The sequence below is a fragment of the Streptomyces sp. NPDC093260 genome (assembly GCF_040683715.1).
GTDB classification, from domain to species: domain Bacteria; phylum Actinomycetota; class Actinomycetes; order Streptomycetales; family Streptomycetaceae; genus Streptomyces; species Streptomyces sennicomposti.
Genome location: NZ_JBFBEK010000005.1, coordinates 246,165 through 269,108, shown reverse-complemented (window position 1 = coordinate 269,108; position 22,944 = coordinate 246,165). Strand labels below are relative to the sequence as shown.

Genomic DNA, 22,944 nt, shown 5'->3' with positions numbered 1-22,944 from the left:
ACCCGGCATGTGCGCCGGGAGTTGCTCCGGCCCTGCGCCTCCCTGCGCCCTTGCGGAGGACGATCCTACGTTTCGTCCCCAGGGGCGCATCAAGGGTCTCATGAGGACACGTGCGCGGGCGTACGGTCCCAGTCCTCCGGCAGCGACGGTACCGCCCAGGCGGGGTCGGGGCGCCAGTGCTGCCAGTTCTCGGAGAACGGCGGCCCCCAGGCACGGATCACCTCCACAGCGGCCAGCCCGGCGGCACGCACCCGCTCGGCCAGCGCCGCGTCCACCAGGCCGTCGCGCTGCGCCTGCGCGAACTCGTCCTCGTCCCGCCAGTCCCAACTGCGGTCCGGCTGCACGGTGATGTCCAGGAAGTGGTCCACGGAATCCACCCCGCCCGCCCAGCGGACGAGGGGCTCCTCCAGGTTCACGTACCAGTTCTTGAACCGCCAGCCCGGCTCCCAGAACAGCCACACCGACCACGGATCGCCGGGCCGGGCCAGCTTCAGCACACCGGTGCCGAACCAGCGGTCGCGCTGCACGGCGCGCGGTTTGGTGTAACGGGAGGCGAGCGGTTCGCGGTGCACGGGGGTGCCGTCGGCGAGGACGGGTCTGACGCACTCGGTGCCGGGCGCCATCCACACCGCCAGCAGGTCGGCGTCGTCGCGTACGACGGTCACCGGCCGGGCGATGTGGAAGCCGGCGCCGCCGTTCTCCCGGTACCGCCACAGGATCTGGGTCCCCGGGGCCCAGCGGCCCGCTCTCGCACCGCCCGCCGTCACGTGTCTCACCGCTCCGTCGTCTGCCATGGACAGATATTAGGTGTCATGGCCATACGACCGCTGCGGTGAGCGTCACGGTTCACACCGGGGAGCGGTGAGGGTTCACGGGTGTGTCATCCGCAGGACGTCCAGGGCCTCGTCGAGCTGTTCGGCCGTCAGGTCGCCGCGCTGCACATAGCCGCTCTCCTCCACGACCTGACGGATCGTCTTCTGCTCGGCGAGCGCCTTCTTGGCGACCTTCGCCGCCTCCTCGTATCCGATGTACTTGTTGAGCGGGGTGACGACGGACGGCGAGGACTCGGCGTACTCGCGGGCGCGTTCGCGGTGGGCGACGATGCCGTCGACCGTCCGGTCGGCCAGCAGCCGCGTGACGTTGGCGAGCAGCCGGATCGACTCCAGGACGTTCTTCGCGATGACCGGGAGCATCACGTTCAGCTCGAAGTTGCCGGCGGCGCCCGCGGTGGCCACGGTCGCGTCGTTGCCGACGACCTGCGCGGCGACCATCAGCACCGCCTCGGGGATCACCGGGTTGACCTTGCCCGGCATGATCGAGGAGCCCGGCTGGAGGTCGGGCAGGGAGATCTCGGCGAGCCCGGTGCGCGGCCCGGAGGACATCCACCGCAGATCGTTGGCGATCTTCGTCAGCCCGACGGCGATGGTCCGCAGCTGCCCGCTGGTCTCCACGATGCCGTCCCGGGCGCCCTGCGCCTCGAAGTGGTCGCGGGCCTCGGTGAGCGGCAGCCCGGTGGTGCGGGCCACCTCCTCGATGACGGCGGCGGAGAAGCCGGGAGGGGTGTTGATGCCGGTGCCCACGGCGGTTCCGCCCAGCGGGAGTTCGGCGAGCCTCGGCAGGGAGGCGGTCAGCCGCTCGACGCCGTAGCGCACCTGCGCCGCGTAGCCGCCGAACTCCTGGCCGAGGGTGACGGGCGTGGCGTCCATCAGGTGGGTGCGGCCCGACTTCACCACGTCCTCGAACTCCTCCGCCTTACGGGCGAGGGCGTCGGCGAGGTGGTTGAGGGCGGGGATCAGGTCGTGGGTGACGGCGGCGGTGGCGGCGATGTGGAGGGAGGACGGGAAGACGTCGTTGGAGGACTGGGAGGCGTTGACGTGGTCGTTGGGGTGCACGTCCCGGCCCAGCCGCTCCGTGGCGAGAGTGGCGATGACCTCGTTGGTGTTCATGTTGGACGAGGTGCCCGAGCCGGTCTGGAACACGTCCACGGGGAAGTGCTCGTCCCACTTCCCCTCGGCGACCTCCTCGGCCGCCGACGCGATCGCCTCGGCGACGTCCTTGTCGAGCACCCCGAGTTCCGCGTTGACCTTCGCGGCGGCGCCCTTGATCCGGGCCAGCGCCTCGATGTGGGCGCGCTCGATCCGCTGCCCGGAGACGGGGAAGTTCTCCACGGCACGCTGTGTCTGAGCCCGCCACTTGGCCTCGGCGGGCACCTTGACCTCGCCCATGGAGTCGTGCTCGATACGGTATTCGGTCATACCGGGTACAGCGTGTCAGCGACCCCGATTGTTCCGCCCGTCGGGCCGAACGGGGTGGGCGCCAGGGCGGCTCCGCGAGCCCGGGCGTGCCCAGCCGCCGTGACACCCGAAACGCGGGACCCGGGGGGGCGGGGCACCGGCGGGGGTGGAAGGGGCGGAGGCCCTGGGGGCGGGACGGGTGGGGCGGCGGGGTCGGAACCAGCCCGCCGCCGCCCGAGGCGTCACGCCAGGCCCGGGCCCCGTACCGGGATCGACGTGAACGTCGGCTGTTCCGGTTCCCGCGAAGTGAAGAAGTCGTTGCCCTTGTCGTCGACGACGACGAACGCCGGGAAGTCCTCCACCTCGATCTTCCAGACGGCCTCCATGCCCAGCTCCTCGTACTCCAGGACCTCGACCTTCTTGATGCAGTCCTGCGCGAGCCGGGCCGCGGGTCCGCCGATGGACCCGAGGTAGAACCCGCCGTGCGCGTGGCACGCGTCCGTGACCTGCTTGCTCCGGTTGCCCTTGGCCAGCATCACCTTGGAGCCCCCCGCCGCCTGGAACTGCGCCACGTAGGAGTCCATGCGCCCGGCCGTCGTCGGGCCGAAGGAGCCGGAGGCGTAGCCCTCGGGGGTCTTGGCCGGGCCGGCGTAGTAGACCGGGTGGTCCTTGAGGTACTGCGGCATGCCCTCACCCGCGTCCAGCCGCTCCTTGATCTTCGCGTGGGCGATGTCGCGCGCCACGACCAGCGGACCGGTCAGCGAGAGCCGGGTCTTGACCGGGTACTTGGTCAGCTCCGCGAGGATCGAGTCCATCGGCTGGTTGAGGTCGATCCTGACGACGTCCCCGGCCTCGTCCAGGTGCTCGTCCGTCGTCTCCGGCAGGAACCGCGCCGGGTCGGTCTCCAGCTGCTCCAGGAACACGCCCTCCGCCGTGATCTTGGCGACGGCCTGGCGGTCGGCCGAGCAGGAGACGGCGATGGCGACCGGGCAGGACGCGCCGTGCCGGGGCAGCCGGATCACGCGCACGTCGTGGCAGAAGTACTTGCCGCCGAACTGCGCGCCGATGCCGATCCTCTGGGTCAGCTCGAAGACCTTCTCCTCCAGCTCCTTGTCCCGGAAGCCGTGGCCGAGCGGGGAGCCCTCGGTGGGCGCGTTGTCCAGGTAGTGCGCGGAGGCGTACTTGGCGGTCTTCAGCGCGTACTCGGCGGAGGTGCCGCCGACGACGATGGCGAGGTGGTACGGCGGACAGGCGGCCGTGCCCAGCGAACGGATCTTCTCCTCCAGGAACTTCATCATGGAGGCCTCGTTCAGGACGGCCTTCGTCTCCTGGTACAGGAACGACTTGTTGGCGCTGCCGCCGCCCTTGGCCATGAACAGGAACTTGTAGGCGCCGCCGTCGGCGGCGTACAGCTCGATCTGCGCGGGCAGGTTGGAACCGGTGTTCTTCTCCTCCCACATGGTCAGCGGGGCCATCTGGGAGTAGCGCAGGTTCAGCCTGGTGTACGCGTCGAAGATGCCGCGCGAGAGGGCCTTCTCGTCCTCGCCCCCGGTCAGCACGTTCTGCCCGCGCTTGCCCATCACGATCGCCGTGCCGGTGTCCTGGCACATGGGCAGCACGCCGGCCGCGGCGATGTTGGCGTTCTTCAGCAGGTCCAGGGCGACGAACCTGTCGTTCGAGCTGGCCTCGGGGTCGTCGATGATGCGGCGCAGCTGGGCGAGGTGGGCCGGGCGCAGGTAGTGCTGGATGTCGTGGATCGCCTCCTCGGCGAGCCTGCGCAGCGCCTCCGGCTCGACCTTGAGGAACGTACGCCCGTCGGGCCCCTCGACGGTGGAGACGCCCTCGGACGTCACCAGCCGGTACGGGGTGGTGTCCTCACCCTGGGGGAGCAGATCGGTGTACGCGAACTCAGGCATCGTCGCCCATTCCTCACTCGACAGACAGCTGCCCGCCCCGGTCGGCGGGCACCGACCAGCGTAGGACCTGTGGATGACGGCGGGCTTGTGAGGTCCGGCTCACTCGGCGGGACGCGTGGGCGCGTGCGGGCGGGGAGAAGGTTTTCCACCGGGTGGCGACAGGGGGTATTCGCGATCTATCGCGTTTCGGTACGCTGCTGTCGTGGACCTTCAGAAGCAGCAGACCGAACCCTCCCGGCAGAGCGCGCCGGGTCCGGCGGCCACCGCCCGCGCCACCGGGCTGCGTGCCTCGGACGCCGACCGCGACCGCATCGCCGACATCCTGCGCGACGCTCTCGCCGAGGGCCGTCTCACCACCGACGAGCACGCCGAGCGCGTCGAGGGGGTGCTGAGCGCCAAGACGGTCGGCGAGCTGGAGGTCTTCATCCAGGACCTGCCCGCCGCCCACCAGGGCCGCACCGGCCCGGCGCACACCGCCGCCCCGCACCGCCCGCCGGCCGGCGAGATACCCCCGCAGGCCGACGAGAACGTGGTGGCGGTCTTCAGCGCCGCCGTCCGCAAGGGCCGCTGGCGCGCCGGGCGCCGGCTGCACGCGTACGCGGTCTTCGGAAGCGTCGAGATCGACCTCAGCGAGGCGGTGTTCGAGTACCAGCAGGTCGTCGTCAAGGCCGTCTCGGTCTTCGGCGACGTCCAGATACGCGTCCCGGAGAACGTCTCGCTGCGCGGCACCGGCGGTGGCGTCCTCGGCAACTTCGAGGTGACGGCGCTGGATTCGGCCGACCCGCAGGCCCCCGTGGTGTACGTCGACGGCTGGGCGGTCCTGGGGAACGTGGAGGCGCGCCCCAAGCGCGGCAAGCTGGTCGCGGACATCCTCGACCGCGTGCAGCGCAAGGTCGACAAGCGGTTGCGCAAGCACCTCTGACCGACCGCACGGTCCACGACTGAGTGCATAGGCGCGCGTACAGCGGGTAGGGCTTGCTGCATCGTCTCTCGGAGGGGTCCGTGTGACTCACGGCACCCCAGAGCTGCTCGCGAAGCCGTCGTCAGGAGAAGACCGTGCTGCAACCGCCGCATACGTCCCTGCAGGTCGCTGCCGTCCCGGCTCAGCGGGTGCCAGTGCGGGAAAGGGACCAAGACGCACCGTGGCACACCGAGGCGGTGTGCCGGCGTGACGAGGCCGGCCTGTTCTTCGCGCCCTCGAAGGAGCCCACCGCCGCCAGGCTCTCGCGCGAGGCGGCGGCCAAGCGGGTCTGCGCGCGGTGTCCGGTGATGGTCGAGTGCCGCGAGCACGCACTGCTCCAGCCCGAGCCGTACGGCGTCTGGGGTGGCCTCACCGCGGCGGAGCGCCGCGTCGTCCTCGCGCGCCGCAGGCGCCGCGAGATGGAACTCAAGAAGACCGCGCGCACGACGGGCCGGATAGCGCAGGCGGGCTAGGGCCTTCCGTTCGGAGCAGGCCGGCCTGATCCGAACGGAAGACCCTGACGGAGCGCGGGTCGGCGCGGCCCGGGGCGTGGGAGTCGTCGCGGTCGGCGAGGAGGAGCCGCCACGGGCGCGCCGTCGTGGACGAGCGGGGGCGCCTCCCTCCGCACCGGGAGGCGCCCGTCGCCGTACGAGGACGGGGGCCGTCGGCTCCTCGGAGCCGGGCCCGCTTCGCGCCGGCGTGCCTACTTCGCGCGGTCGAAGTCGATCGCGCTGTACGCCCGCAGCTTGCTCAGCCGGTGCTCGGAGTCGATCCGGCGGACCGTGCCGGACTTCGAGCGCATGACGATCGAGTCGGTGACCGCGGTCTCCGAGCGGTAGCGCACCCCGCGCAGCAGCTCGCCGTCGGTGATGCCGGTGGCGACGAAGAAGACGTTCTCGCCCGAGACCAGGTCGTCGGTGCCCAGGACCCGGTCGAGGTCGTGACCGGCGTCGATCGCCCGCTGCCGCTCCTCGTCGTCCTTGGGCCACAGCTTGCCCTGGATGGTGCCGCCCAGGCACTTCACCGCGCAGGCCGAGATGATGCCCTCGGGGGTGCCGCCGATGCCGAGCAGCATGTCCACGCCGGTGCCGTCGCGCAGCGCCAGGATCGAGCCGGCCACGTCTCCGTCGGAGATCAGTTTGATCCGCGCACCCGTCTCCCGGATCTCCTTGATGACGCCCTCGTGCCGGGGCCGGTCGAGGATGACGACCGTGACGTCCTCGGGCGTGGCCCGCTTGGCCTTGGCCACCCGCCGGATGTTCACCGACACCGGCGCGTCGATGTCGACGAAGTCGGCCGCGTCCGGCCCGGTGACCAGCTTGTCCATGTAGAACACGGCGGACGGGTCGAACATCGCCCCGCGCTCGGCGGCGGCCAGCACGGCGATCGCGTTCGGCATGCCCTTGGCGGTCAGGGTGGTGCCGTCGATCGGGTCGACGGCGATGTCGACCTCCGGCCCGGTCCCGTCGCCCACGCGCTCCCCGTTGAAGAGCATCGGGGCTTCGTCCTTCTCGCCCTCGCCGATGACGACGACGCCGTTCATCGAGACGGTGGAGACGAGGGTCCGCATGGCGCGGACCGCGGCGCCGTCGGCGCCGTTCTTGTCGCCGCGCCCGACCCAGCGGCCGGCCGCCATCGCGGCGGCCTCGGTCACCCGGACGAGTTCCAGGGCGATGTTGCGGTCAGGAGCCTCTTCGGGGACTTCGAGTTCGGACGGGAGGTGATGATGCTCGGTCATCGGAGCGCACCTTTCTGATACGACGACGGCCGGATGAGGGTTCTGGCCTTGACTCTATCGCCGGGCAGACAAAATGAGCAGGGGACCCCACGGATGAGCGGATCGGGCACCTGCGACGATAGGACGCGTGGCAGGTTCGAACCGCAAGCAGAAGACAGTCCGGGGCACCATCGCCTCCCTGGGCGTGACCGTGTTGGCGGCGGCGGTCGTCTACGTCTTCGTCCCGCACGACGACCACGCTCCTGACATCAAGCCGGTCGACTACCGGGTCGAACTGATCACGGCCCGTCGCGCCGCCTCGTACCCGGTGGCCGCGCCCGAGGGGCTCCCCGCGGGCTGGAAGGCCACCTCGGTCCGCTACCGGGCCGACCAGGGCGACCTCTGGCACCTGGGTTTCCAGGATCCCGACGGTCAGTACGTCGCGGTCGAGCAGTCCACGCAGAAGCGCAAGGACTTCATCGACGAGGCCAGCCAGGGCGGCCGTGCCACCAAGGTGACCCAGCGGATCGACGGCCGCACCTGGACCCGGTACACCGGCGGCCGCTACGACGCCCTCGTCTACGAGGACGGCAAGGGATCGACGACGGTGGTCGCGGGCACGGCGGGTTTCGACCGGCTCACGGCGATGGCGCAGGCGCTGAAGCTGAAGAAGACGCCCGAGGGCGGCTCGACGACGTCCTGACAGCGACCTGAGGGCGCCCTGCCGGCGGCCTGAGGACGGTCGGATTGGCGCCGTGGCCCTTGCCAGGGGCCGTGGCCTTCCTCGGGTCCGTGGACCTCCCCGAAGCTCACGGCCCAGCGGCCGCAGGCTGCCCACCGGGCCGCGGACCGCCCCCCGAGCCCCCGGCTCGGCTACTCCTCGGCGTCCTCGTCCTCCGCGGCCTCCTCGGCCAGGGCGGCGTCCAGGCGGGCGCGCGCGCCCTCCAGCCACCGCCGGCACACCTTGGCCAGCTCCTCGCCCCGCTCCCACAGCGCCAGGGACTCCTCCAGGCTGGTGCCGCCCGCCTCCAGCCGCCGTACGACCTCGATCAGCTCGTCGCGCGCCTGCTCGTAGCCGAGCGTCTCCTGCGCCGGTGCTGCCTTGCTTGTCATCCGCCCACCCTAAACGTCGGCTCGAACCGTGAACTCGCCCTCGGCGACCCGCGCCCGCAGCGCCTCGTCCGCCGCCACCTCCGCCGGATCGCGGACCACATGGCCGTCCGCCCGCTGCAGGACGGCGTACCCGCGCCGCAGCGTCGCCGCGGGGGAGAGGGCCACCACGCGCGCGTGCGTGTGCGCCAGCTCGGAGTCGGCGCGGTCCAGCAGATGCCGCAGCGTGCGCCGGCCGCGGTCGAGCAGCGCGGCGACGTGGTCCGCCCGCTCGTCGATCATGCGGTGCGGGTCCTCCATGCAGGGCCGCGCCAGCGCGTGCGCCAGCCCGCGCTCCTCCCGCTCGACGTGCGCCCGCGCGCACCGCCGCGCGCGGTCGCGCAGCTGCCTTACCCGTTCGTACTCCTCGCCGACGTCCGGGACGACCCGCTTCGCGGCGTCGGTGGGGGTGGAGGCGCGCAGGTCGGCGACGTAGTCCAGCAGCGGCGTGTCCGGCTCGTGGCCGATCGCGGAGACCACGGGCGTACGGCACGCGGCGACCGCGCGGACCAGCTGCTCGTCGGAGAACGGCAGCAGGTCCTCCACGCTGCCGCCACCGCGCGCCACCACGATCACGTCCACGTCCTCGATCTCGTCCAGCTCCTTGACGGCCTGGACGACCTGCGTGACGGCGTGCACGCCCTGCACGGGGACGTTGCGCACCTCGAAGCGGACGGCGGGCCAGCGGTGCCGGGCGTTCTCCAGGACGTCCCGCTCGGCGGCGGAGGCGCGCCCGCACACCAGGCCGACCAGCTGGGGCAGGAACGGCAGCGGCTTCTTGCGCTCGGGTGCGAACAGGCCCTCGGCGGCGAGGTTCTTCTTCAGCTGCTCCAGCCGGGCCAGCAGCTCGCCGACGCCCACCGGCCTTATCTCGGCCGCGCGCAGCGACAGCTGCCCGCGCGGGGCGTACCACTCCGGTTTGGCGTGCACGAGGACGCGGGCGCCCTCGCCGACGACGTCGGCGACCGCGTCGAACACCTCGCGGTAGCAGGTCACGCCGACCGAGATGTTGTACGACGGGTCGCGCAGCGTCAGGAACACCACACCCGCGCCCGGCCGCCGCGACAGCTGGGTGATCTGGCCCTCGACCCAGACCGCGCCGAGCCGGTCGATCCAGCCGCCGATGAGCCGCGAGACCTCGCCGACGGGCAGGGGAGCTTCGGGGGACGTGGAGATGGCCATGTCCGCGAGGGTAGCGGCCGGCGCCGACAACGACGGCGGCAGCGCGGAGCGGGGGCGGCACGGGCAGGAGCGGCACGTGGCAGGGGTGGCACGGGGCGGCGACGGAGCTTGGCGGGAGACCCGGGGCGTCGGCGGAGGACCGCGCGATCTCCGGGCCGCCGGGGGCACCCTTACGATGGGGCCATGACTGCTACGTCTGGCCGCCGTGTCCTGCTCGCCGCCCCCCGTGGCTACTGCGCGGGTGTGGACCGCGCCGTGATCGCCGTCGAGAAAGCCCTGGAACAGTACGGGGCCCCGGTGTACGTCCGGCACGAGATCGTCCACAACAAGTACGTCGTGCAGACCCTGGAGAAGAAGGGCGCCGTCTTCGTCGAGCGGACGGAGGAGGTGCCGCCGGGCAACATCGTGATGTTCTCGGCGCACGGCGTGGCGCCCGTCGTGCACGAGGAGGCCGCGCGCGGCCGGCTCGCCACCATCGACGCCACCTGCCCGCTGGTCACCAAGGTCCACAAGGAGGCCGTCCGGTTCGCCAAGGAGGACTACGACATCCTCCTGATCGGGCACGAGGGCCACGAGGAGGTCATCGGCACCTCCGGCGAGGCCCCCGAGCACATCCAGCTGGTGGACGGTCCCGAGGACGTGGCGAAGGTCGAGGTGCGCGACCCGTCGCGGGTGGTGTGGCTGTCCCAGACCACGCTCTCGGTGGACGAGACCATGGAGACGGTGGACGCGCTGAAGGAGAAGTTCCCGCAGCTGATCTCGCCGCCGAGCGACGACATCTGCTACGCCACGCAGAACCGCCAGCTCGCGGTGAAGCAGATGGGCGCCGAGGCCGACCTGGTCATCGTGGTCGGCTCGCGCAACTCCTCGAACTCCAAGCGGCTGGTGGAGGTCGCCAAGCTCGCCGGCGCCGCGCAGGCGTACCTGGTGGACTTCGCCGACGAGATCGACGAAGCCTGGCTGGAGGGCGTGACCACCGTCGGCGTGACCTCGGGCGCGTCGGTGCCGGAGGTGCTGGTCGAGCAGGTGCTCGAATGGCTCGCGGGGCGCGGTTTCGAGGACGTGGAGATCGTCAAGGCGGCCGAGGAGTCCATCACGTTCTCCCTGCCGAAGGAACTCCGCCGCGACCTGCGCGAGGAGGCGGCTTCGCTGGTCGCCGAGCGCGGCGGGTCGGGCACGACGTCGGACTGAGCGCGGCGGAGCGCTGCACGCGGCGCGACGGTGCCGGAAGCCTCGGCGGGAATCCGCCGGGTGTCCTCGGGTGCGACCGTCACCCGCGTGACTGCCAGTGCCACCCCGTAACGTGGAGCCATGCAGATCTTCGGTGTGGACATCGGCGGTTCGGGGATCAAGGGCGCCCCGGTGGACCTGGACCGGGGCGACCTGGCCCAGGAGCGGTGCAAGGTGCTCACCCCGCACCCGGCGACGCCCGACGGGGTGGCCGACGGCGTCAAGCAGGTCGTGGACCACTTCGGCTGGACGGGCCCGGTCGGGCTGACCTTCCCGGGCGTGGTCACCGGCGGCGCCACGATCCGCACGGCGGCCAATGTCGACAAGAGCTGGATCGACACCGACGCGCGTGCGTTGTTCGGTGAGCGCCTCGGCGGCCTGCCGGTGACGGTGGTCAACGACGCGGACGCGGCGGGCGTCGCCGAGATGCAGTTCGGCGCGGGCAAGGACCGCAGGGGCACGGTGATCCTGCTGACGTTCGGCACGGGCATCGGCAGCGCGGTCTTCATCGACGGCGCCCTGGTGCCCAACACCGAGCTGGGCCACCTGGAACTGGACGGCCACGAGGCGGAGAAGCGCGCCTCCAGCAAGGTCAAGGACGACCGGGACCTGTCCTGGGAGCAGTGGGCGCGCCGGGTCCAGAAGTACCTGGCCCACGTCGAGATGCTGTTCTCGCCCGAACTGTTCGTCATCGGCGGCGGCGTCAGCCGCAAGTCGCAGAAGTTCCTGCCCCTGATCGAGGGCGTCCGGGCGGAGATCGTCCCCGCGCAGCTGCAGAACAACGCGGGGATCGTGGGCGCGGCGATGAGGGCGGCGCAGAGCGGCTGACGGACGGGTCCGGCCGGCCGCGCCCGGAGGCGTGAAGCGTTCACCCCCTGGGCCGTCCCACGGTCCCCCTCCTTCTGCGGCCTCGCCCGATCGACGACCCCCCAAGGACAGACGGCGTGGACCCGACGACCGCGTGGGTTCGATGGACGGCGTGGGCCCGGCGGACGACACGGACGCGACGGACGACAGGGACCTGACGGACGACACGGACCCGACGGCCCGGCGGACGACAGGGACCCGGCGGACGGGGTCAGGCCCGCGGGCCGTGTGGCCCGACAGTGTCAGCTCGGTCGACAGCGGCCGCCCTCCGGTCGACGGCTCCGTGCCGCCGACCGGACGGTCGCCGCCAGGGCCGCGCGCCGTAGCAGCGCCGTGGCCCCCGCGACCAGTGTCCCGGCGTACAGCCACACCGCGTGGGTGGCGAGGGCGGTCACCAGGCCCATCAGGGTGCCGAGGACCCCGTCGCCGTCGGCCACCGGCAGCAGTCCGACGGCGAACCCGATCGGCACGACGACGGGCGCGGTCAGCAGGTCGCCCCTGCGCACCCACAGGGCGGTCAGCGCGCACACCGGCACGAACAGCACGCCGTACCCGGCCGGCGAGGCGTCCAGGAGCAGGGCGTCGAGGCAGCCCAGCGCGAACATCAGCGCGCCGCAGAACAGTCCGCCGCCGAGCCCGGTCAGCCGCGGGTTGGGCAGGCGCCGCAGCCGCCGTACGAGGGAGGCCGGTGCGGAGACGGGGGGCGCGGCGGCGGGCGCCCGGCGTGGCGCGGGCCGGTCGGGGCCGCGTGCTCCCCCCGCAGCCGGCCGGGGACGGGGGCGGGCCGACGGCCGTACCGGCTCCTGTATGCCCTGCGGGGTCGCGGGCGGCCTGCCGCGTCGCGGTCCGTACTGCTGGGGTCGCGTCCTGTGTTGCTCCACCGGACCAACCTAGGTCTGTTTATGTGCTGAATAGGCCGTTTGACACGCCGCACGGCGTGGCGCGGCCAAGCGTTCGAACCGTCGCCGAAGCGGGGCGGCGCACGCCGTAGACTGGTGGATCGGCCGCCTGGCCGCCAGTCTCCTCATGTACGGGAAGTCGCAACGTGTCGCTCACGATCGGAATCGTCGGTCTGCCGAACGTCGGCAAGTCGACCCTGTTCAACGCCCTGACCAAGAACGACGTGCTCGCGGCCAACTACCCGTTCGCCACGATCGAGCCGAACGTCGGTGTCGTGGGCGTCCCGGACGGTCGTCTCGCCCAGCTCGCCTCGATCTTCAAGTCGGAGCGGATCATCCCGGCCACCGTCGACTTCGTGGACATCGCCGGCATCGTACGTGGTGCCAGCGAGGGCGAGGGCCTCGGCAACAAGTTCCTCGCGAACATCCGCGAGTCGGACGCGATCTGCCAGGTCATCCGTGCCTTCAAGGACGAGAACGTCGTGCACGTCGACGGCAAGGTCTCGCCCAAGGACGACATCGAGACGATCAACACCGAGCTGATCCTCGCCGACCTCCAGACCATCGAGAAGGTCCTGCCCCGCCTCCAGAAGGAGTCGCGGATCAAGAAGGACGTGGCGCCCAAGGTCAAGGCGGTCGAGGAGGCGAAGGAGATCCTGGAGAAGGGCGACACGCTCTTCGCGCACGGCATCGTCCAGGGGACCGAGCGCAGCGAGCTGCTGCACGACCTGCACCTGCTCACCACGAAGCCCTTCCTCTACGTCTTCAACGTCGACGAGGACGAACTGACCGACGAGGACTTCAAGAACGAGCAGCGTGCCCTGGTCGCTCCCGCCGAGGCGATCTTCCTCAACGCCAAGCTGGAGGCGGAACTCGCCGAGCTGGACGAGGAGGACGCCCTGGAGCTGCTGGAGTCGGTGGGCGCCGAGGAGCCGGGCCTGGCCACCCTCGCCCGCGTCGGCTTCAACACCCTGGGCCTGCAGACCTACCTGACGGCCGGCCCCAAGGAATCCCGCGCCTGGACCATCAAGAAGGGCGCCACCGCCCCCGAGGCGGCCGGTGTGATCCACACCGACTTCCAGAAGGGCTTCATCAAGGCCGAGGTCATCTCCTTCGCCGACCTCGTGGAAACCGGCTCGGTAGCCGAGGCCCGGGCCAAGGGCAAGGCCCGCATGGAGGGCAAGGACTACATCATGCAGGACGGGGACGTGGTGGAGTTCCGCTTCAACGTCTAATACGTCCGGCGAAAGGCCGTCTGACCTGCGACGGAGCGGGTTGGGCGGCCTTTGTGGTCCGTGCAGAGTCCGCAGCGTGCTGACTTCGGTCAGCGCGCGGGGGAGCGGCTACGCCGCTTCGTCGACCGGTGGCTGGGCGTCGGCGGACTGGTCCGCGTACGCCTTGTCGACCGCGGCCCGGGTCTGCTCCTCGGAGTCGGGCCACAGGTGGGTGTAGATGTTCAGCGTCATGGCCGCGTTGGTGTGGCCGAGGCGCTCGGAGACCGTCTTCACGGACTCGCCGTGCTTGATCAGCAGGCTGGCGTAGTGATGCCGGAGGGCCTGGGGTCCGGTGCCCTTCGGTATGCCGGCCTTCGCGCAGGCGGGCCGCCAGGACCCGTCCATGAAGTGTGTGTAGACCACGGGTCCGCCCTGCGGCGCCGTGAGGGGCGACTATGGCGTTCAAGGCCGAAGCCGATTTTTCGGAGTCGCCGGACGGGACGCGTGGTCCTATGCACCGGCTGTCGACGCCGTGTACGGTCCCCAGGTCGCATACGACGGAATCCCGCTGGTCGGGCGAGACCTGTCGGAGCTGGAGAGCGACGCAATCGCGTATGCCGAGGCAATGGACGTGTACCTCCGCTACACGCCTGAGGGCTACGCAGGACCGGATGATCCCGGGGTCGTCATGCGCGGGCAACTAGTCGGGCCGGTCCTCCGACCGCGCCCGTTGTTCATGGTGACGCGCGACGGCGCGAATACCGAATGGGACTCGATGCCCTCCGAGGAGTACCGCCTCAACGGGTCGACGGCCTGACGTGGCGTGACTCGTGACGATGAGGCCCGAATACGCCAGCCCACCAGTCGAGGTCGCGTTCGGGCCGCCCGTTACGCACCCTGATGCCCTCGCTGTCCGTGGCAGCGAGGGCATCAGTCGTCAGGCGGCTCGGGCTACGGGTAACTGCGCGACCCACGTCGTGACCTCAGTCAGGTACTCGGGCTGCAGCCCGAGGTGCGGGTCGGGTTGAACGAGGAGAGTCGGCGTTCCCTCGGCGGTGCGCTCCGCCGCCCAGGCGTGGTCGAGGCTGGTGAAGTCGTCGTCGATCCAGACGGCGGGGGCGTCGCCCAGCCAGGCGTCGACGTGGTCGCGCTTCCAGAGGTAGCCGTTGGGGTGGCTGGTGGTGATTTGGGGACGTGGCAGGTCGACGTGCGGCAGGGCCGGGAGGTCGAGAAGGGGCCCGATGAGGGTGGTGGCGTCCTGGCGCCAGCTGGTGCACCAGACGGGGGTGACCAGGCCGGTGCGGATGATGTCCATGAGCAGGCTGCCGTGATCGGGGTTGAGCCAGACGGTGACCGGGTTGTCGGCGCTGCGGCCGGTGGGGACGACGTCGTGGCGGGCGTGGGTGGCCGGGGTCGAGCCGTGCTCGTCGGGGAAGGGTATGAGGACGCCGTCGATGTCGAGGAGCAGGTAGGGCGGGCGCATCGGTCCTCCATAGTCCGGATGAACGCGGATGTCAGAGCTTGCGGGCGCGGATCAGCAGGGTGGTGGGCCAGTGGCCCATGCGGGGGTCGTGGAACTCCTGGGCCGAGGTGAGCCAGAAGCCCGCCTGGCTGAGGTGCCTCTCCCACCGGTCCGTGGAGAACTCCCAGCGGGCGATGGGGAGCCGGGTGCGGTCGGGAAGGGTGACGAAGTCGCGGCGAGGACGGTCGTCGCCAGAAGGGCTGCGGCCGCCGCGCTGCGGGTGCGGGACGGAGAAGGCGAGCACTCGCCCGGGCATGAGGCGCTGGGCGATGGCCGGGAGCAGGAGCTCGGGGGCGACGAGACCGATGGCTCCGAAGACGGAGTAGATCGCGTCGAACTGCTCGTCGGAGGCGTGTAGGTAGTGCAGGGCGTGCCCGGCGACGAAGGTGAGGTTGTTCAGCCGTCCGTAGTGGGAGCGGGCGCGGCGGACCTGCAGGCCGACCAGGTCGACGCCGGTGACGTGAGCCCCGTGGCGGGTGGCGAGGTGGGCGGCGTTGTGGCCGGGGCCGCAGCCGAGTTCCAGGAGTCGCTTGCCGCGCAGGTCGGAGCCGAGGACGTCGGCTCCGGGCCCTTGGCCGGGTCTCGTGGTCCATTCCATCCGGGCGGGTACGGCCAGAGGTTCGGCGAGGCCGGCGTTGGTGCGCTGGGCGGCGTGGGCGTGCCAGGGGGATGCCTGGGCGAGCACGTCAGATCTCCAAGAGGTGAAGGACGTCGGTGAGGTGGCGGTGGACGGCCTTGATGTAGGCGGGGTCGGTGGCCGGGTCGTCGATCCAGCGGATGGACTGCTCCATGAACCACTCGACGGCCCACATGCGGTGCCAGCCCAGGGCCCAGTTCTCGGCGGTGAGCCCGCCGCGCGGGGCGAGGGCGTCGGGGGTGCCGCCGGCGGTGACGTACTGCTCCAGGAGGCTTTCGCCAGAGACGTGCGGCGCATCGCCGCCGAGAACGGCGAGATCCTCCAGACCAATAAGTCGGCCATCTCGCACTGGGTGAACGGCACCCGTGCCCCTTCGGGCCGGGTAGGCCAGTACCTGGCCGAGGCGCTATCCCGCAGAGCGGGGCGCACGGTCACCCAGACCGAGATCGGCCTCCAGGCCGGTGATGACGAAGAGCCAGCGGAATCCGACCCTGTCCTCGCGGTCACCGACCTGGGCCGCGCCGACGTCGAGCGCCGCCGCTTCCTCGCCGTCGCGGCCTTCACCACCGCCGGCGTCGCCATGCCGCTCGGCTACGACCACGAAGCCACCGCCCGCATGCTCCGCGCCCGCACCGGCACGTCCATGGTCGGGGCAGAGGACGTGGACGTCGTACGGCAGATCACGGCGGCCTTCAGCGCCGCCGACGAGCGCCTCGGCGGCGGGCACGGCCTGACCACCGTCACCGCGTACCTCGCCGACACCGCCGCCCCCATGCTGCGCGGACGCTTCCCCAGCGAAGGCTTACGCCGGGCCGCCTTCGGCGCCGTCGCCGAACTCGCCTACCTCGCTGGGTGGAAGCACCACGACCTCAGCCAGGAAGGCGCCGCACAGCGCTACTACCAGGTCGGCTACAAGCTCGCCTGCGAAGCCGACCCCCACGGCCACGCCGCCTGGATGATGCGCGCCCTCGCCCACCAAGCACTGAGCCTCAAACAGTCCCACCACTGCGTCGACCTCGTCGAAGGCGCCCTACGCACAGGCCTCGGCCACGTCGACGGCCGGACCGAGGCCCTCCTCCACATCACCCACGCCCGCGCCTACGCCGCCATCGACGAGAACTCGTCGGCCGCACGCGCCCTGCTCGCCGCCGAGGACGCCCTCCTACGGGACGACGGTCCCCAGCCCAGCTACTCCCGCGTAAGCGGCCCGGCCGCCGGCACCGTGGCCAGCCACACCGCCCGCACCCTGACCGACCTTGCCGACCACATCGGCACCGAACAGCAGCACCGGGACGCCCTCACCCGCTGGGACCCTGTGAAGTACAAGCGCGTCCACGCCCTTACCCACGCCGACCTCGGCGACAGTCTCGCCGCCCAGGCCCGCGCCGACGAGGCCGTCGCCGCCTGGACCCAGGCCCTGGTCCTGATGGAGGGTATGACCTCCGACCGCACCCGCAAGGCGATCACCTCAATCCGCTCCACTCTCGCGGTCTACCAGCGCCGCCGCGTTCCCGGTGCTGCCGATCTCGCACGCCGCGCCCGCGAGGCCCTCGCCTAACATGCCCAACAACCCGCCCGACGAAGGGAACACCGTGACCCAGCAGACCGACGACCAGCCGAAGGCCCTCAAGCCGGCGCTCGAATCGATGACCCTGCTGGTCGCCGCGGTCATCGTCCATGACAAGGCCACCAACCGCGTCGTCCTCCTCCAGCGCAGCGAGAACGCCAAGTTCGCCCAGGGAATGTGGGACCTCCCCGTCGGCAAGAGTGAACCGGGCGAACCGATCACCGAGACGGCCGTCCGCGAGCTCTACGAGGAGACCGGCCTCACGGTGAAGCCCGAGTCCCTCAAGGTCGCCCACATCATCCACGGTGCCTGGGGCGTCGAGGCCCCCAACGGCTTCCTCACGGTCGTCTTCGCCGCCCACGAATGGACCGGCGAACCCGAAAACCGCGAACCCCGCAAGCACTCCCAGGTCCGCTGGGTCGACGCCAGTGACATTCCGGAAGCATTCGTCGAAACCACAGCGAGTTCCCTCCACGGATATCTATCTGGCAGGTCCCAGGTCTCGCTCGATGGCTGGCGCTGAGTGAAGGAAGGGAGTGTTTTCCCAGTCTATTGAGAAGTGTGGGTGGGCCAATCTGATTCTGATTGCTTGGGAAAAAAGTGCTGCGCATGGTCGCCGGATGGGGTTGATCTGAAGAGGGATTCGAAGATCGCCTCGAATTCGCATTCATCTGAATCCTTGAACACGGCCAGCCCCTTGATGTCATCGGCGGTCACGTGCCGTTCGCAGAAAGATCGAGCGCGATCGTTCTTGTTCGAGGACTCGTTGTTCTCTAGCGGCGGGTAGTAGTCCTCAATTGCGCCGCGCTCCCATACGTAAATGTCATCTTTCCGTAGTTCCTGAAGCAGCTCGATCTTCATGCGCCTAAGGTCAGGATCGGCAGCCTCTTCGAGAACTTTCCGCATGGCGCCCGAGGTAGATCGCGCAAAAAACGCGCTGACAGCGGCGTCGAGATCCTCCCATTCGCAGAGCCCTTGAGCGTATTGCTCTCGTGCCACCCTGGCCCGCTTCCAGAGATCCTGCACAGCGCCGTTAGTGCGCATGCTCTTGAGTGTCTTTCCGGAGGGGTCGTTTTCTGAAGCGGCTGCAATTTCTTTTACCTTGGCGATGAGTCGATCCCGCAGTTGGTGACAATCTTGGCTGGCTCCCAGTTTGTCAAAACCTTCCGCTAGGACGTCAAGGTCGGCGAGTACCGCAATCCGCATTTCGAACTGAGTGAAGAAACTTCTGTAGCGGGCGATGCTTCCCTTTCCTTCAACCTTCGCGATCGCTGTCGCACGCTTCTCGAAGTCCCATTCTGGATTGAGGGTTCGAGCGATGTGCGGGATTAGGATGTGGTCGCTCGGTCCCTCTACGAGCAAGACAGAGTTCGCAAAAAATGCCGCCTCGTTGTTTTCGTGCTTGATGATCTCAAATTGATCGCGTGCCTCAATTTTTGAAAGGTCGATCACGCGTGTCCGGCTTGCCGGCGGATCCAGGGAGTGGTCCTTAATGACCTTTACAAATGTTCCGGTCGCCCCAGGTGCGAAGAACGACGGCGAGTGGGTGCTGACCAGGACGTCGTTGAACTCGGAGAAGAACGCCAAGGCTTCGAACAGCTTCCGCTGTGCCTGGGGGTGCAGGAATACTTCGGGTTCCTCGAAGAGGAGTAGGCAAGGTTGCTGAGAGCTGTCTGCCGTGACTGGTCGTGCGGTTTTCATGTCGACATACGCACGAAGGATGGCGAATGCGACCGACCTTCGAAGGCCGTCTCCTTTGGTCCTGAAATGGCCGGTGACTCCATCGTCGATAGAGATTTGCGCTTCTTCGAGAAGGCTACGCAGACGTGGAGGCGGGATCTCAAGGCGGACGCTTGTTCGACGCCTACGCCCGCCGCAGCGCCGTCGCCGAGGCCAGCCCCGACGCGGTCGACGTGTCCGACCTCGACCTCGCCCGCCGCATCGTCGAGGAGGAGCAGGAGCGCCTGGGCGTGACGGACGCCAGGAACGATGCCATGGGCGACGCCACGGACGTCCTCGCGCCCAGCGAATGACCGTCCGCCCCGTCGCCGGCCGGCCGACGCCGCCCCCACCGTCTCCCTCACGCCACCCGAGTGACGCCACCCCGTCGTCCCTGCGAGCCAGCCGAATGACGCCACCCCCGTCCCCCACGCACCCCCGACCGACCACACCTCACCGTCGCTCTCACGCCAACCCGGCGAGCGGGTGAGCCGGGCAGCGATTACTCCGCGTATCCTCAGGCCGGGACTGGGACGCTCATGGGGGAGGCAGGACGTGGAGTTCCGGTTGCTCGGGTCCGTGGCCGTGGTCACGGAGAGCGGCGACGTTCCGCTCGGTCCCGTCAAACGGGCGACGCTGCTGGCCGTGCTGCTGCTGCGGCCCAACACCCCGGTCAGCGTCGACCGCCTCACCGAGGCCCTGTGGGAGCAGGAGCCGCCCCTCCACTTCAAGACGGTCGTCCAGGGCCATGTCTCCCGGCTGCGCGCCCTGCTCGCCGCGCACGGAGCGCGGGAGTACGGCATCGAGCTGACCACGCACGGGGCGGCGTACGAACTCCAGCTGCCCGAGTCGCTGGTGGACGCGCACCGGTTCGAGGAGCTGGTCGGGCTCGCCCGGGTGCAGCGGCAGCCCGCCGACACCGTACGGATGCTGCGCGAGGCGCTGGCCTGCTGGCAGGGGCCCGCGCTCACCGGCACCGTGCGCAGCGGCCCGCTGGAGGCGGCCGCCGTCGGGCTCGAGGATCTGCGGCTGTCGGCCGTGGAGGCGCTGGCCGAGGCGTACGGGCAGCTCGGTGAGCACGGCCGGGCCGCCGCCGTGCTGCGCACCGAGGCCGTCGCGCACCCCCTGCGCGAGTCCCTGGCCGCCGCGCTGATGCTGGCGCTGGGCCGCTCGGGGCGGCAGTCGGACGCCCTCAACTGGTACCACCGCACCCGCCGCCTGCTCTCCGACGAACTCGGCGTGGATCCGGGCGAGGCGCTGACCGACGCGTACGCCACGCTGCTCAGGGCCGCCGAGCCCGTGGCGCCCGCCGAAGCCGCCGAACCCGTGACGGCGCCGGCCCCGCCGCCCACCGAGGCGCCGCCCGTACCGGAGCTGCTGCCGCGTCCGCCGCGCGGTTTCACCGGGCGCCGGGCCGAACTGGCCGCGCTCGACGCGGTCGTGGGCGGCGGTGACGCGCCCGTCTGCCTGGTCACCGGGCCGGCCGGCGTCGGCAAGACCGCGTTCGCCCTGCACTGGGCCTACCAGCGGCGCGCCGACTTCCCCGACGGTCGCCTCTTCGCCGACCTGCGCGGCTTCAGCGACACCCCGGCGCCCGATGCCGGGACCGTGCTGCGGGAGTTCCTGCTCGCGCTCGGCGTGCCGGCGCAGCGCGTTCCGGAGACGGCCGCCGCGCGCGGGGCGCTGTTCCGGTCGCTGACCGAGGGGCGGCGGCTGCTCGTCGTCCTCGACAACGCCCGCTCCTCCGAGCAGGTCCGCCCGCTGCTGCCCGGCGGCGACCACTGCGCGACGCTGGTCACCAGCCGCGACCGGCTCGGCGGGCTGGTGGCCTCCGACGCCGCCCGCCCGGTGCCCCTCGGACATCTGCCGGCGGCCGACTCGGCGGCGCTGCTCGCGAGTGTGCTGGGCGAGGACCGGATCGCCGCCGAGCCGGAGGCCGCCGAGCGGCTGGCCGGGCTGTGCGACGGGCTGCCGCTCGCGCTGCGGGTGACCGCCGCCCGCCTGGCCGGCCGCCCGCAGTGGACCCTGGCCGCGATGGGTCACGAACTAGCCGACGAACAGGTCCGGTTGGCGCTGCTGAACGTCGAGGACACCGGGGTATCGGCCGCGTTGCGGCTGACCGTGCAGCAACTTCCCGAGCCCGCCGCCCGGATGTTCCGCGCGCTCGGCCTGCACACCGGCTCCGATCTGGACCGGTTCACGGCCAGTGCCCTCGCCGGCACCACCCCCGCGCAGGCCTCCGCCGACCTCGACCGGCTCGCCGCCGCCCATCTGCTCACCGAGTCCGTGCCCGGCCGCTGGACGCCCCACGACCTGGTCCGGCTCTACGCGCGCCACCTCGCCCCGCAGGCCGACCCCGAGGGCCTGCGCCGCCTCCTCGACCACTACCTCTACACCGGCCTCGCCGCCGACGCGGCCGCCGAGCCCGGCTCCCAGCCCTGCTACGCGCTGCCCGCCGACGCCCACCGCCCGGCCGCCACACGGGAGTTCGAGGACCGGGCCGCCGCCCTCGCCTGGTACGAGGCGGAGCGCGCCGCGCTGGAGGGCGCGGTCGCCGCCGCGGCGGCCCTGGGCCTGCACGACCGGGCCTGGCGGCTGGCCCTGGTGCAGTGGCCGCTGATGCTGTGGCGGATCACCGACGGCTGGACCCCGCTGCTGGAGGCCGGGCTCGCCTCGGCCGAACTCGTGGGCGACCTGGACGCGCAGTCGCGCACCCGGGCGCTGCTCGGCTGGATCATGCACGAGGAGGGCCGCGACACCGAGGCCCTGGTCCACCTGGAACAGGCACCCGCGCTGGCGGCAGCCGCCGGCGACACGATCAGCGAGGCGATCGCCTACGTCAACCTCGGCGCGGTGCTCAACGGCGTGGGCGAGACCGGGCGGGCCGGAGAGCTGATGTCCCGGGCGGTGGCCCTCGCCGACCGCACCGGCCACCCCGCGACCCAGGTGCTGACCCTCGGGCACCTGGCCCGGCACTGCCTGACCGCCGGCCGGTACGCGGCGGCCCTCGCGCACACCGCGCGCGCCGCCGAACTCGTCTCGCCGCACGCCGCGGTGGGCCGGGCCGAGCTGCAGATCGTCCGGGGCGAGGCGCTGGCGGGGCTCGGGCGGGTCACGGAGGCCGCCGACCAGTTCAGGTCGGCCACCCGGGCCGCGGCGGCGGCCGGTTTCACCGAGGGCTCGGAGCGGGCGGCCGAGCTGCTGTCCCGGCTGGCGGCGGGGCGTTAGCGGTACGTAAGCGGAACAGCAGCGGCGGCGCGGAAGCTGGTGTCCGGCATCGAGGAACGGTGCCGGACACGACCGCTTCACCACCGTCACGGGGGAGAACCACCATGCGCAACCACCGCAAGCACACCGTCCTGGCCGCCGCGGCCGTCGCCGCCCTCTCGCTGGGGCTGACCGCGTGCGGCGGCGGCGACGGGACCGGCACGAAGGACGAGGGCGCCGCCACGTCGTCGCAGACCTCCACCGCCGTCAGGCCCGACGCCACCTCGAGGACCGGCGCCGGCTCGGGCACGGACGCCTCCGGTTCCCAGGGCTCGGGCGGCTCCGGCGCGGCGAAGGGCGGGACCACCGACCAGACCGCGGCCAAGACCGCGGGCGGCGGCAGCGGCGCGTCCGGGGGCGGCTCCGGCAAGTCCTCCGCCCCCGCGTGCACCCACGGCGACGTGCGGATCACGGTGGAGAAGGCCGCCGGGGAGACGCCCACCGAGCACGTCGTGCTGACCGCCAAGAACATCTCCGGCCACTCCTGCCGACTGCTCCAGTACCCGCTGATCGCCTTCGGGCCCGTCCAGACCGCCAAGGACATCCCGGCCGTCGCCAAGAGCAAGCCCCCGGTGCCGGTCATCGTGGCGCCCGGCGGCCCGGCGTACGCCAACGTGCGGATCGCCGACGGCGGTGTCCACGAGGACAACAAGGTCGTCACCTCGTTCACCGTCAACCTCTTCGCCCCCGACGGCCCGGCCGAGGGCAGTGTCGAGGTGAAGGCCCCGGCGGGCGGTCTCGCCGTCGACGAGGCGGTCGCCAAGACCGGCTACTGGACGCCGGAACTGCGCAACGGCGCCGACGAGTTCTGACCGCCGCGTCCTTCGACCGCCCCTCGCGTGCGGGCCGGCTCCCCCGGCCGG

Annotated in this window: 20 protein-coding genes and 3 pseudogenes; 11 read left to right on the top strand and 12 right to left on the bottom strand. The window is 71.2% G+C overall.

Annotated elements, in window-relative coordinates:
* Positions 1-98: 98 nt before the first annotated feature.
* From AB0N63_RS09175 to AB0N63_RS09165, 3 genes are all read right to left on the bottom strand, one after another.
* Complete coding sequence (locus AB0N63_RS09175) at positions 99-794, bottom strand: DUF402 domain-containing protein (RefSeq protein ID WP_365526222.1); 696 nt, start codon at positions 792-794, stop codon at positions 99-101.
* A gap of 75 nt (positions 795-869) precedes the next feature.
* Complete coding sequence (locus AB0N63_RS09170) at positions 870-2,255, bottom strand: class II fumarate hydratase (protein WP_365526220.1); 1,386 nt, start codon at positions 2,253-2,255, stop codon at positions 870-872.
* 221 nt (positions 2,256-2,476) lie between these two features.
* Positions 2,477-4,150, bottom strand: coding sequence for a fumarate hydratase (locus AB0N63_RS09165; RefSeq protein WP_365526218.1), 1,674 nt, complete (start codon positions 4,148-4,150; stop codon positions 2,477-2,479).
* 202 nt (positions 4,151-4,352) lie between these two features.
* On the opposite strand from AB0N63_RS09165, the gene AB0N63_RS09160 reads away from it, so the two are divergent.
* Positions 4,353-5,072, top strand: coding sequence for a DUF1707 domain-containing protein (locus AB0N63_RS09160; RefSeq protein ID WP_365526215.1), 720 nt, complete (start codon positions 4,353-4,355; stop codon positions 5,070-5,072).
* Between the two features lie 134 nt (positions 5,073-5,206).
* Positions 5,207-5,584, top strand: a complete 378-nt coding sequence (locus AB0N63_RS09155; RefSeq protein ID WP_365526213.1) for a WhiB family transcriptional regulator — start codon at positions 5,207-5,209, stop codon at positions 5,582-5,584.
* A gap of 230 nt (positions 5,585-5,814) precedes the next feature.
* Here the strand turns inward: AB0N63_RS09155 and glpX are convergent, their stop codons facing one another.
* Positions 5,815-6,849 carry a class II fructose-bisphosphatase gene (gene glpX, locus AB0N63_RS09150; RefSeq protein ID WP_365526210.1) on the bottom strand — a complete coding sequence of 345 codons (1,035 nt, stop codon included), beginning with the start codon at positions 6,847-6,849 and terminating at the stop codon, positions 5,815-5,817.
* 127 nt (positions 6,850-6,976) lie between these two features.
* Here glpX and AB0N63_RS09145 point away from each other — a divergent pair, with 127 nt between their 5' ends.
* A complete protein-coding gene (locus AB0N63_RS09145) occupies positions 6,977-7,531 on the top strand; it encodes a DUF4245 domain-containing protein (RefSeq protein ID WP_365526207.1) in 555 nt (184 codons plus the stop codon).
* A gap of 170 nt (positions 7,532-7,701) precedes the next feature.
* Here the strand turns inward: AB0N63_RS09145 and AB0N63_RS09140 are convergent, their stop codons facing one another.
* On the bottom strand, positions 7,702-7,941 hold the full coding sequence (locus tag AB0N63_RS09140) for an exodeoxyribonuclease VII small subunit (protein ID WP_365526205.1): 240 nt from the start codon (positions 7,939-7,941) through the stop codon (positions 7,702-7,704).
* 9 nt (positions 7,942-7,950) lie between these two features.
* A complete protein-coding gene (gene xseA / locus AB0N63_RS09135; protein WP_365526202.1) occupies positions 7,951-9,159 on the bottom strand; it encodes an exodeoxyribonuclease VII large subunit in 1,209 nt (402 codons plus the stop codon).
* Between the two features lie 183 nt (positions 9,160-9,342).
* On the opposite strand from xseA, the gene AB0N63_RS09130 reads away from it, so the two are divergent.
* Both AB0N63_RS09130 and ppgK read left to right on the top strand, forming a co-directional pair.
* A complete protein-coding gene (locus tag AB0N63_RS09130; protein WP_365526199.1) occupies positions 9,343-10,350 on the top strand; it encodes a 4-hydroxy-3-methylbut-2-enyl diphosphate reductase in 1,008 nt (335 codons plus the stop codon).
* 120 nt (positions 10,351-10,470) lie between these two features.
* A complete protein-coding gene (gene ppgK, locus AB0N63_RS09125; protein ID WP_365526196.1) occupies positions 10,471-11,217 on the top strand; it encodes a polyphosphate--glucose phosphotransferase in 747 nt (248 codons plus the stop codon).
* A gap of 281 nt (positions 11,218-11,498) precedes the next feature.
* On the opposite strand, the gene AB0N63_RS09120 is transcribed toward ppgK, so the two are convergent.
* Positions 11,499-12,137, bottom strand: a complete 639-nt coding sequence (locus AB0N63_RS09120) for a DUF6542 domain-containing protein (RefSeq protein ID WP_365526193.1) — start codon at positions 12,135-12,137, stop codon at positions 11,499-11,501.
* 164 nt (positions 12,138-12,301) lie between these two features.
* Between AB0N63_RS09120 and ychF the strand changes: the two genes are divergently transcribed.
* Positions 12,302-13,390, top strand: coding sequence for a redox-regulated ATPase YchF (gene ychF / locus AB0N63_RS09115; protein ID WP_365526191.1), 1,089 nt, complete (start codon positions 12,302-12,304; stop codon positions 13,388-13,390).
* Positions 13,391-13,498: 108 nt separating this feature from the next.
* Here the strand turns inward: ychF and AB0N63_RS09110 are convergent, their stop codons facing one another.
* The 4 genes and pseudogenes from AB0N63_RS09110 to AB0N63_RS09095 form a co-directional block, all read right to left on the bottom strand.
* Entirely contained in the window at positions 13,499-13,792 is a 294-nt protein-coding gene (locus AB0N63_RS09110; protein ID WP_365526188.1) for a tyrosine-type recombinase/integrase, read from the bottom strand.
* Between the two features lie 514 nt (positions 13,793-14,306).
* Positions 14,307-14,852 (bottom strand): HAD domain-containing protein, encoded by a 546-nt coding sequence (locus AB0N63_RS09105; protein ID WP_365526185.1) that lies wholly within the window; start codon positions 14,850-14,852, stop codon positions 14,307-14,309.
* A 31-nt stretch (positions 14,853-14,883) separates the two neighbouring features.
* The gene (locus AB0N63_RS09100) at positions 14,884-15,576 is read right to left on the bottom strand and encodes a class I SAM-dependent methyltransferase (RefSeq protein WP_365526182.1); all 693 of its coding nucleotides are present in this window, start codon (positions 15,574-15,576) and stop codon (positions 14,884-14,886) included.
* 1 nt (position 15,577) lies between these two features.
* Positions 15,578-15,799, bottom strand: a pseudogene (locus AB0N63_RS09095) (aminoglycoside phosphotransferase family protein); the annotation flags it as partial.
* Here AB0N63_RS09095 and AB0N63_RS09090 point away from each other — a divergent pair.
* Positions 15,797-17,086 (top strand): annotated as a pseudogene (locus tag AB0N63_RS09090) (tetratricopeptide repeat protein); the annotation flags it as partial. The pseudogenes AB0N63_RS09095 and AB0N63_RS09090 sit on opposite strands and share 3 nt — an antisense overlap.
* A gap of 1 nt (position 17,087) precedes the next feature.
* Entirely contained in the window at positions 17,088-17,618 is a 531-nt protein-coding gene (locus tag AB0N63_RS09085; RefSeq protein WP_365526179.1) for an NUDIX domain-containing protein, read from the top strand.
* A 26-nt stretch (positions 17,619-17,644) separates the two neighbouring features.
* On the opposite strand, the gene AB0N63_RS09080 is transcribed toward AB0N63_RS09085, so the two are convergent.
* Positions 17,645-18,886 (bottom strand): TOPRIM nucleotidyl transferase/hydrolase domain-containing protein, encoded by a 1,242-nt coding sequence (locus AB0N63_RS09080; RefSeq protein WP_365526438.1) that lies wholly within the window; start codon positions 18,884-18,886, stop codon positions 17,645-17,647.
* Between the two features lie 59 nt (positions 18,887-18,945).
* Here AB0N63_RS09080 and AB0N63_RS09075 point away from each other — a divergent pair.
* The 3 genes and pseudogenes from AB0N63_RS09075 to AB0N63_RS09065 all read left to right on the top strand — a co-directional run.
* Positions 18,946-19,128 (top strand): annotated as a pseudogene (locus tag AB0N63_RS09075) (hypothetical protein); the annotation flags it as partial.
* A 241-nt stretch (positions 19,129-19,369) separates the two neighbouring features.
* Complete coding sequence (locus AB0N63_RS09070) at positions 19,370-22,042, top strand: BTAD domain-containing putative transcriptional regulator (RefSeq protein WP_365526176.1); 2,673 nt, start codon at positions 19,370-19,372, stop codon at positions 22,040-22,042.
* A gap of 104 nt (positions 22,043-22,146) precedes the next feature.
* Positions 22,147-22,893 carry a DUF4232 domain-containing protein gene (locus AB0N63_RS09065; RefSeq protein WP_365526174.1) on the top strand — a complete coding sequence of 249 codons (747 nt, stop codon included), beginning with the start codon at positions 22,147-22,149 and terminating at the stop codon, positions 22,891-22,893.
* Positions 22,894-22,944 lie beyond the last annotated feature (51 nt).

What these genes read in the sequence shown, in the direction of transcription:
- AB0N63_RS09175 (WP_365526222.1), bottom strand. Translation starts at nt 794, where the DNA reads ATGGCAGACGACGGAGCGGTGAGACACGTGACGGCGGGCGGTGCGAGA.
- AB0N63_RS09170 (WP_365526220.1), bottom strand. Translation starts at nt 2,255, where the DNA reads ATGACCGAATACCGTATCGAGCACGACTCCATGGGCGAGGTCAAGGTG.
- AB0N63_RS09165 (WP_365526218.1), bottom strand. Translation starts at nt 4,150, where the DNA reads ATGCCTGAGTTCGCGTACACCGATCTGCTCCCCCAGGGTGAGGACACC.
- glpX (WP_365526210.1), bottom strand. Translation starts at nt 6,849, where the DNA reads ATGACCGAGCATCATCACCTCCCGTCCGAACTCGAAGTCCCCGAAGAG.
- AB0N63_RS09140 (WP_365526205.1), bottom strand. Translation starts at nt 7,941, where the DNA reads ATGACAAGCAAGGCAGCACCGGCGCAGGAGACGCTCGGCTACGAGCAG.
- xseA (WP_365526202.1), bottom strand. Translation starts at nt 9,159, where the DNA reads ATGGCCATCTCCACGTCCCCCGAAGCTCCCCTGCCCGTCGGCGAGGTC.
- AB0N63_RS09130 (WP_365526199.1), top strand. Translation starts at nt 9,343, where the DNA reads ATGACTGCTACGTCTGGCCGCCGTGTCCTGCTCGCCGCCCCCCGTGGC.
- ppgK (WP_365526196.1), top strand. Translation starts at nt 10,471, where the DNA reads ATGCAGATCTTCGGTGTGGACATCGGCGGTTCGGGGATCAAGGGCGCC.
- AB0N63_RS09105 (WP_365526185.1), bottom strand. Translation starts at nt 14,852, where the DNA reads ATGCGCCCGCCCTACCTGCTCCTCGACATCGACGGCGTCCTCATACCC.
- AB0N63_RS09085 (WP_365526179.1), top strand. Translation starts at nt 17,088, where the DNA reads ATGCCCAACAACCCGCCCGACGAAGGGAACACCGTGACCCAGCAGACC.
- AB0N63_RS09065 (WP_365526174.1), top strand. Translation starts at nt 22,147, where the DNA reads ATGCGCAACCACCGCAAGCACACCGTCCTGGCCGCCGCGGCCGTCGCC.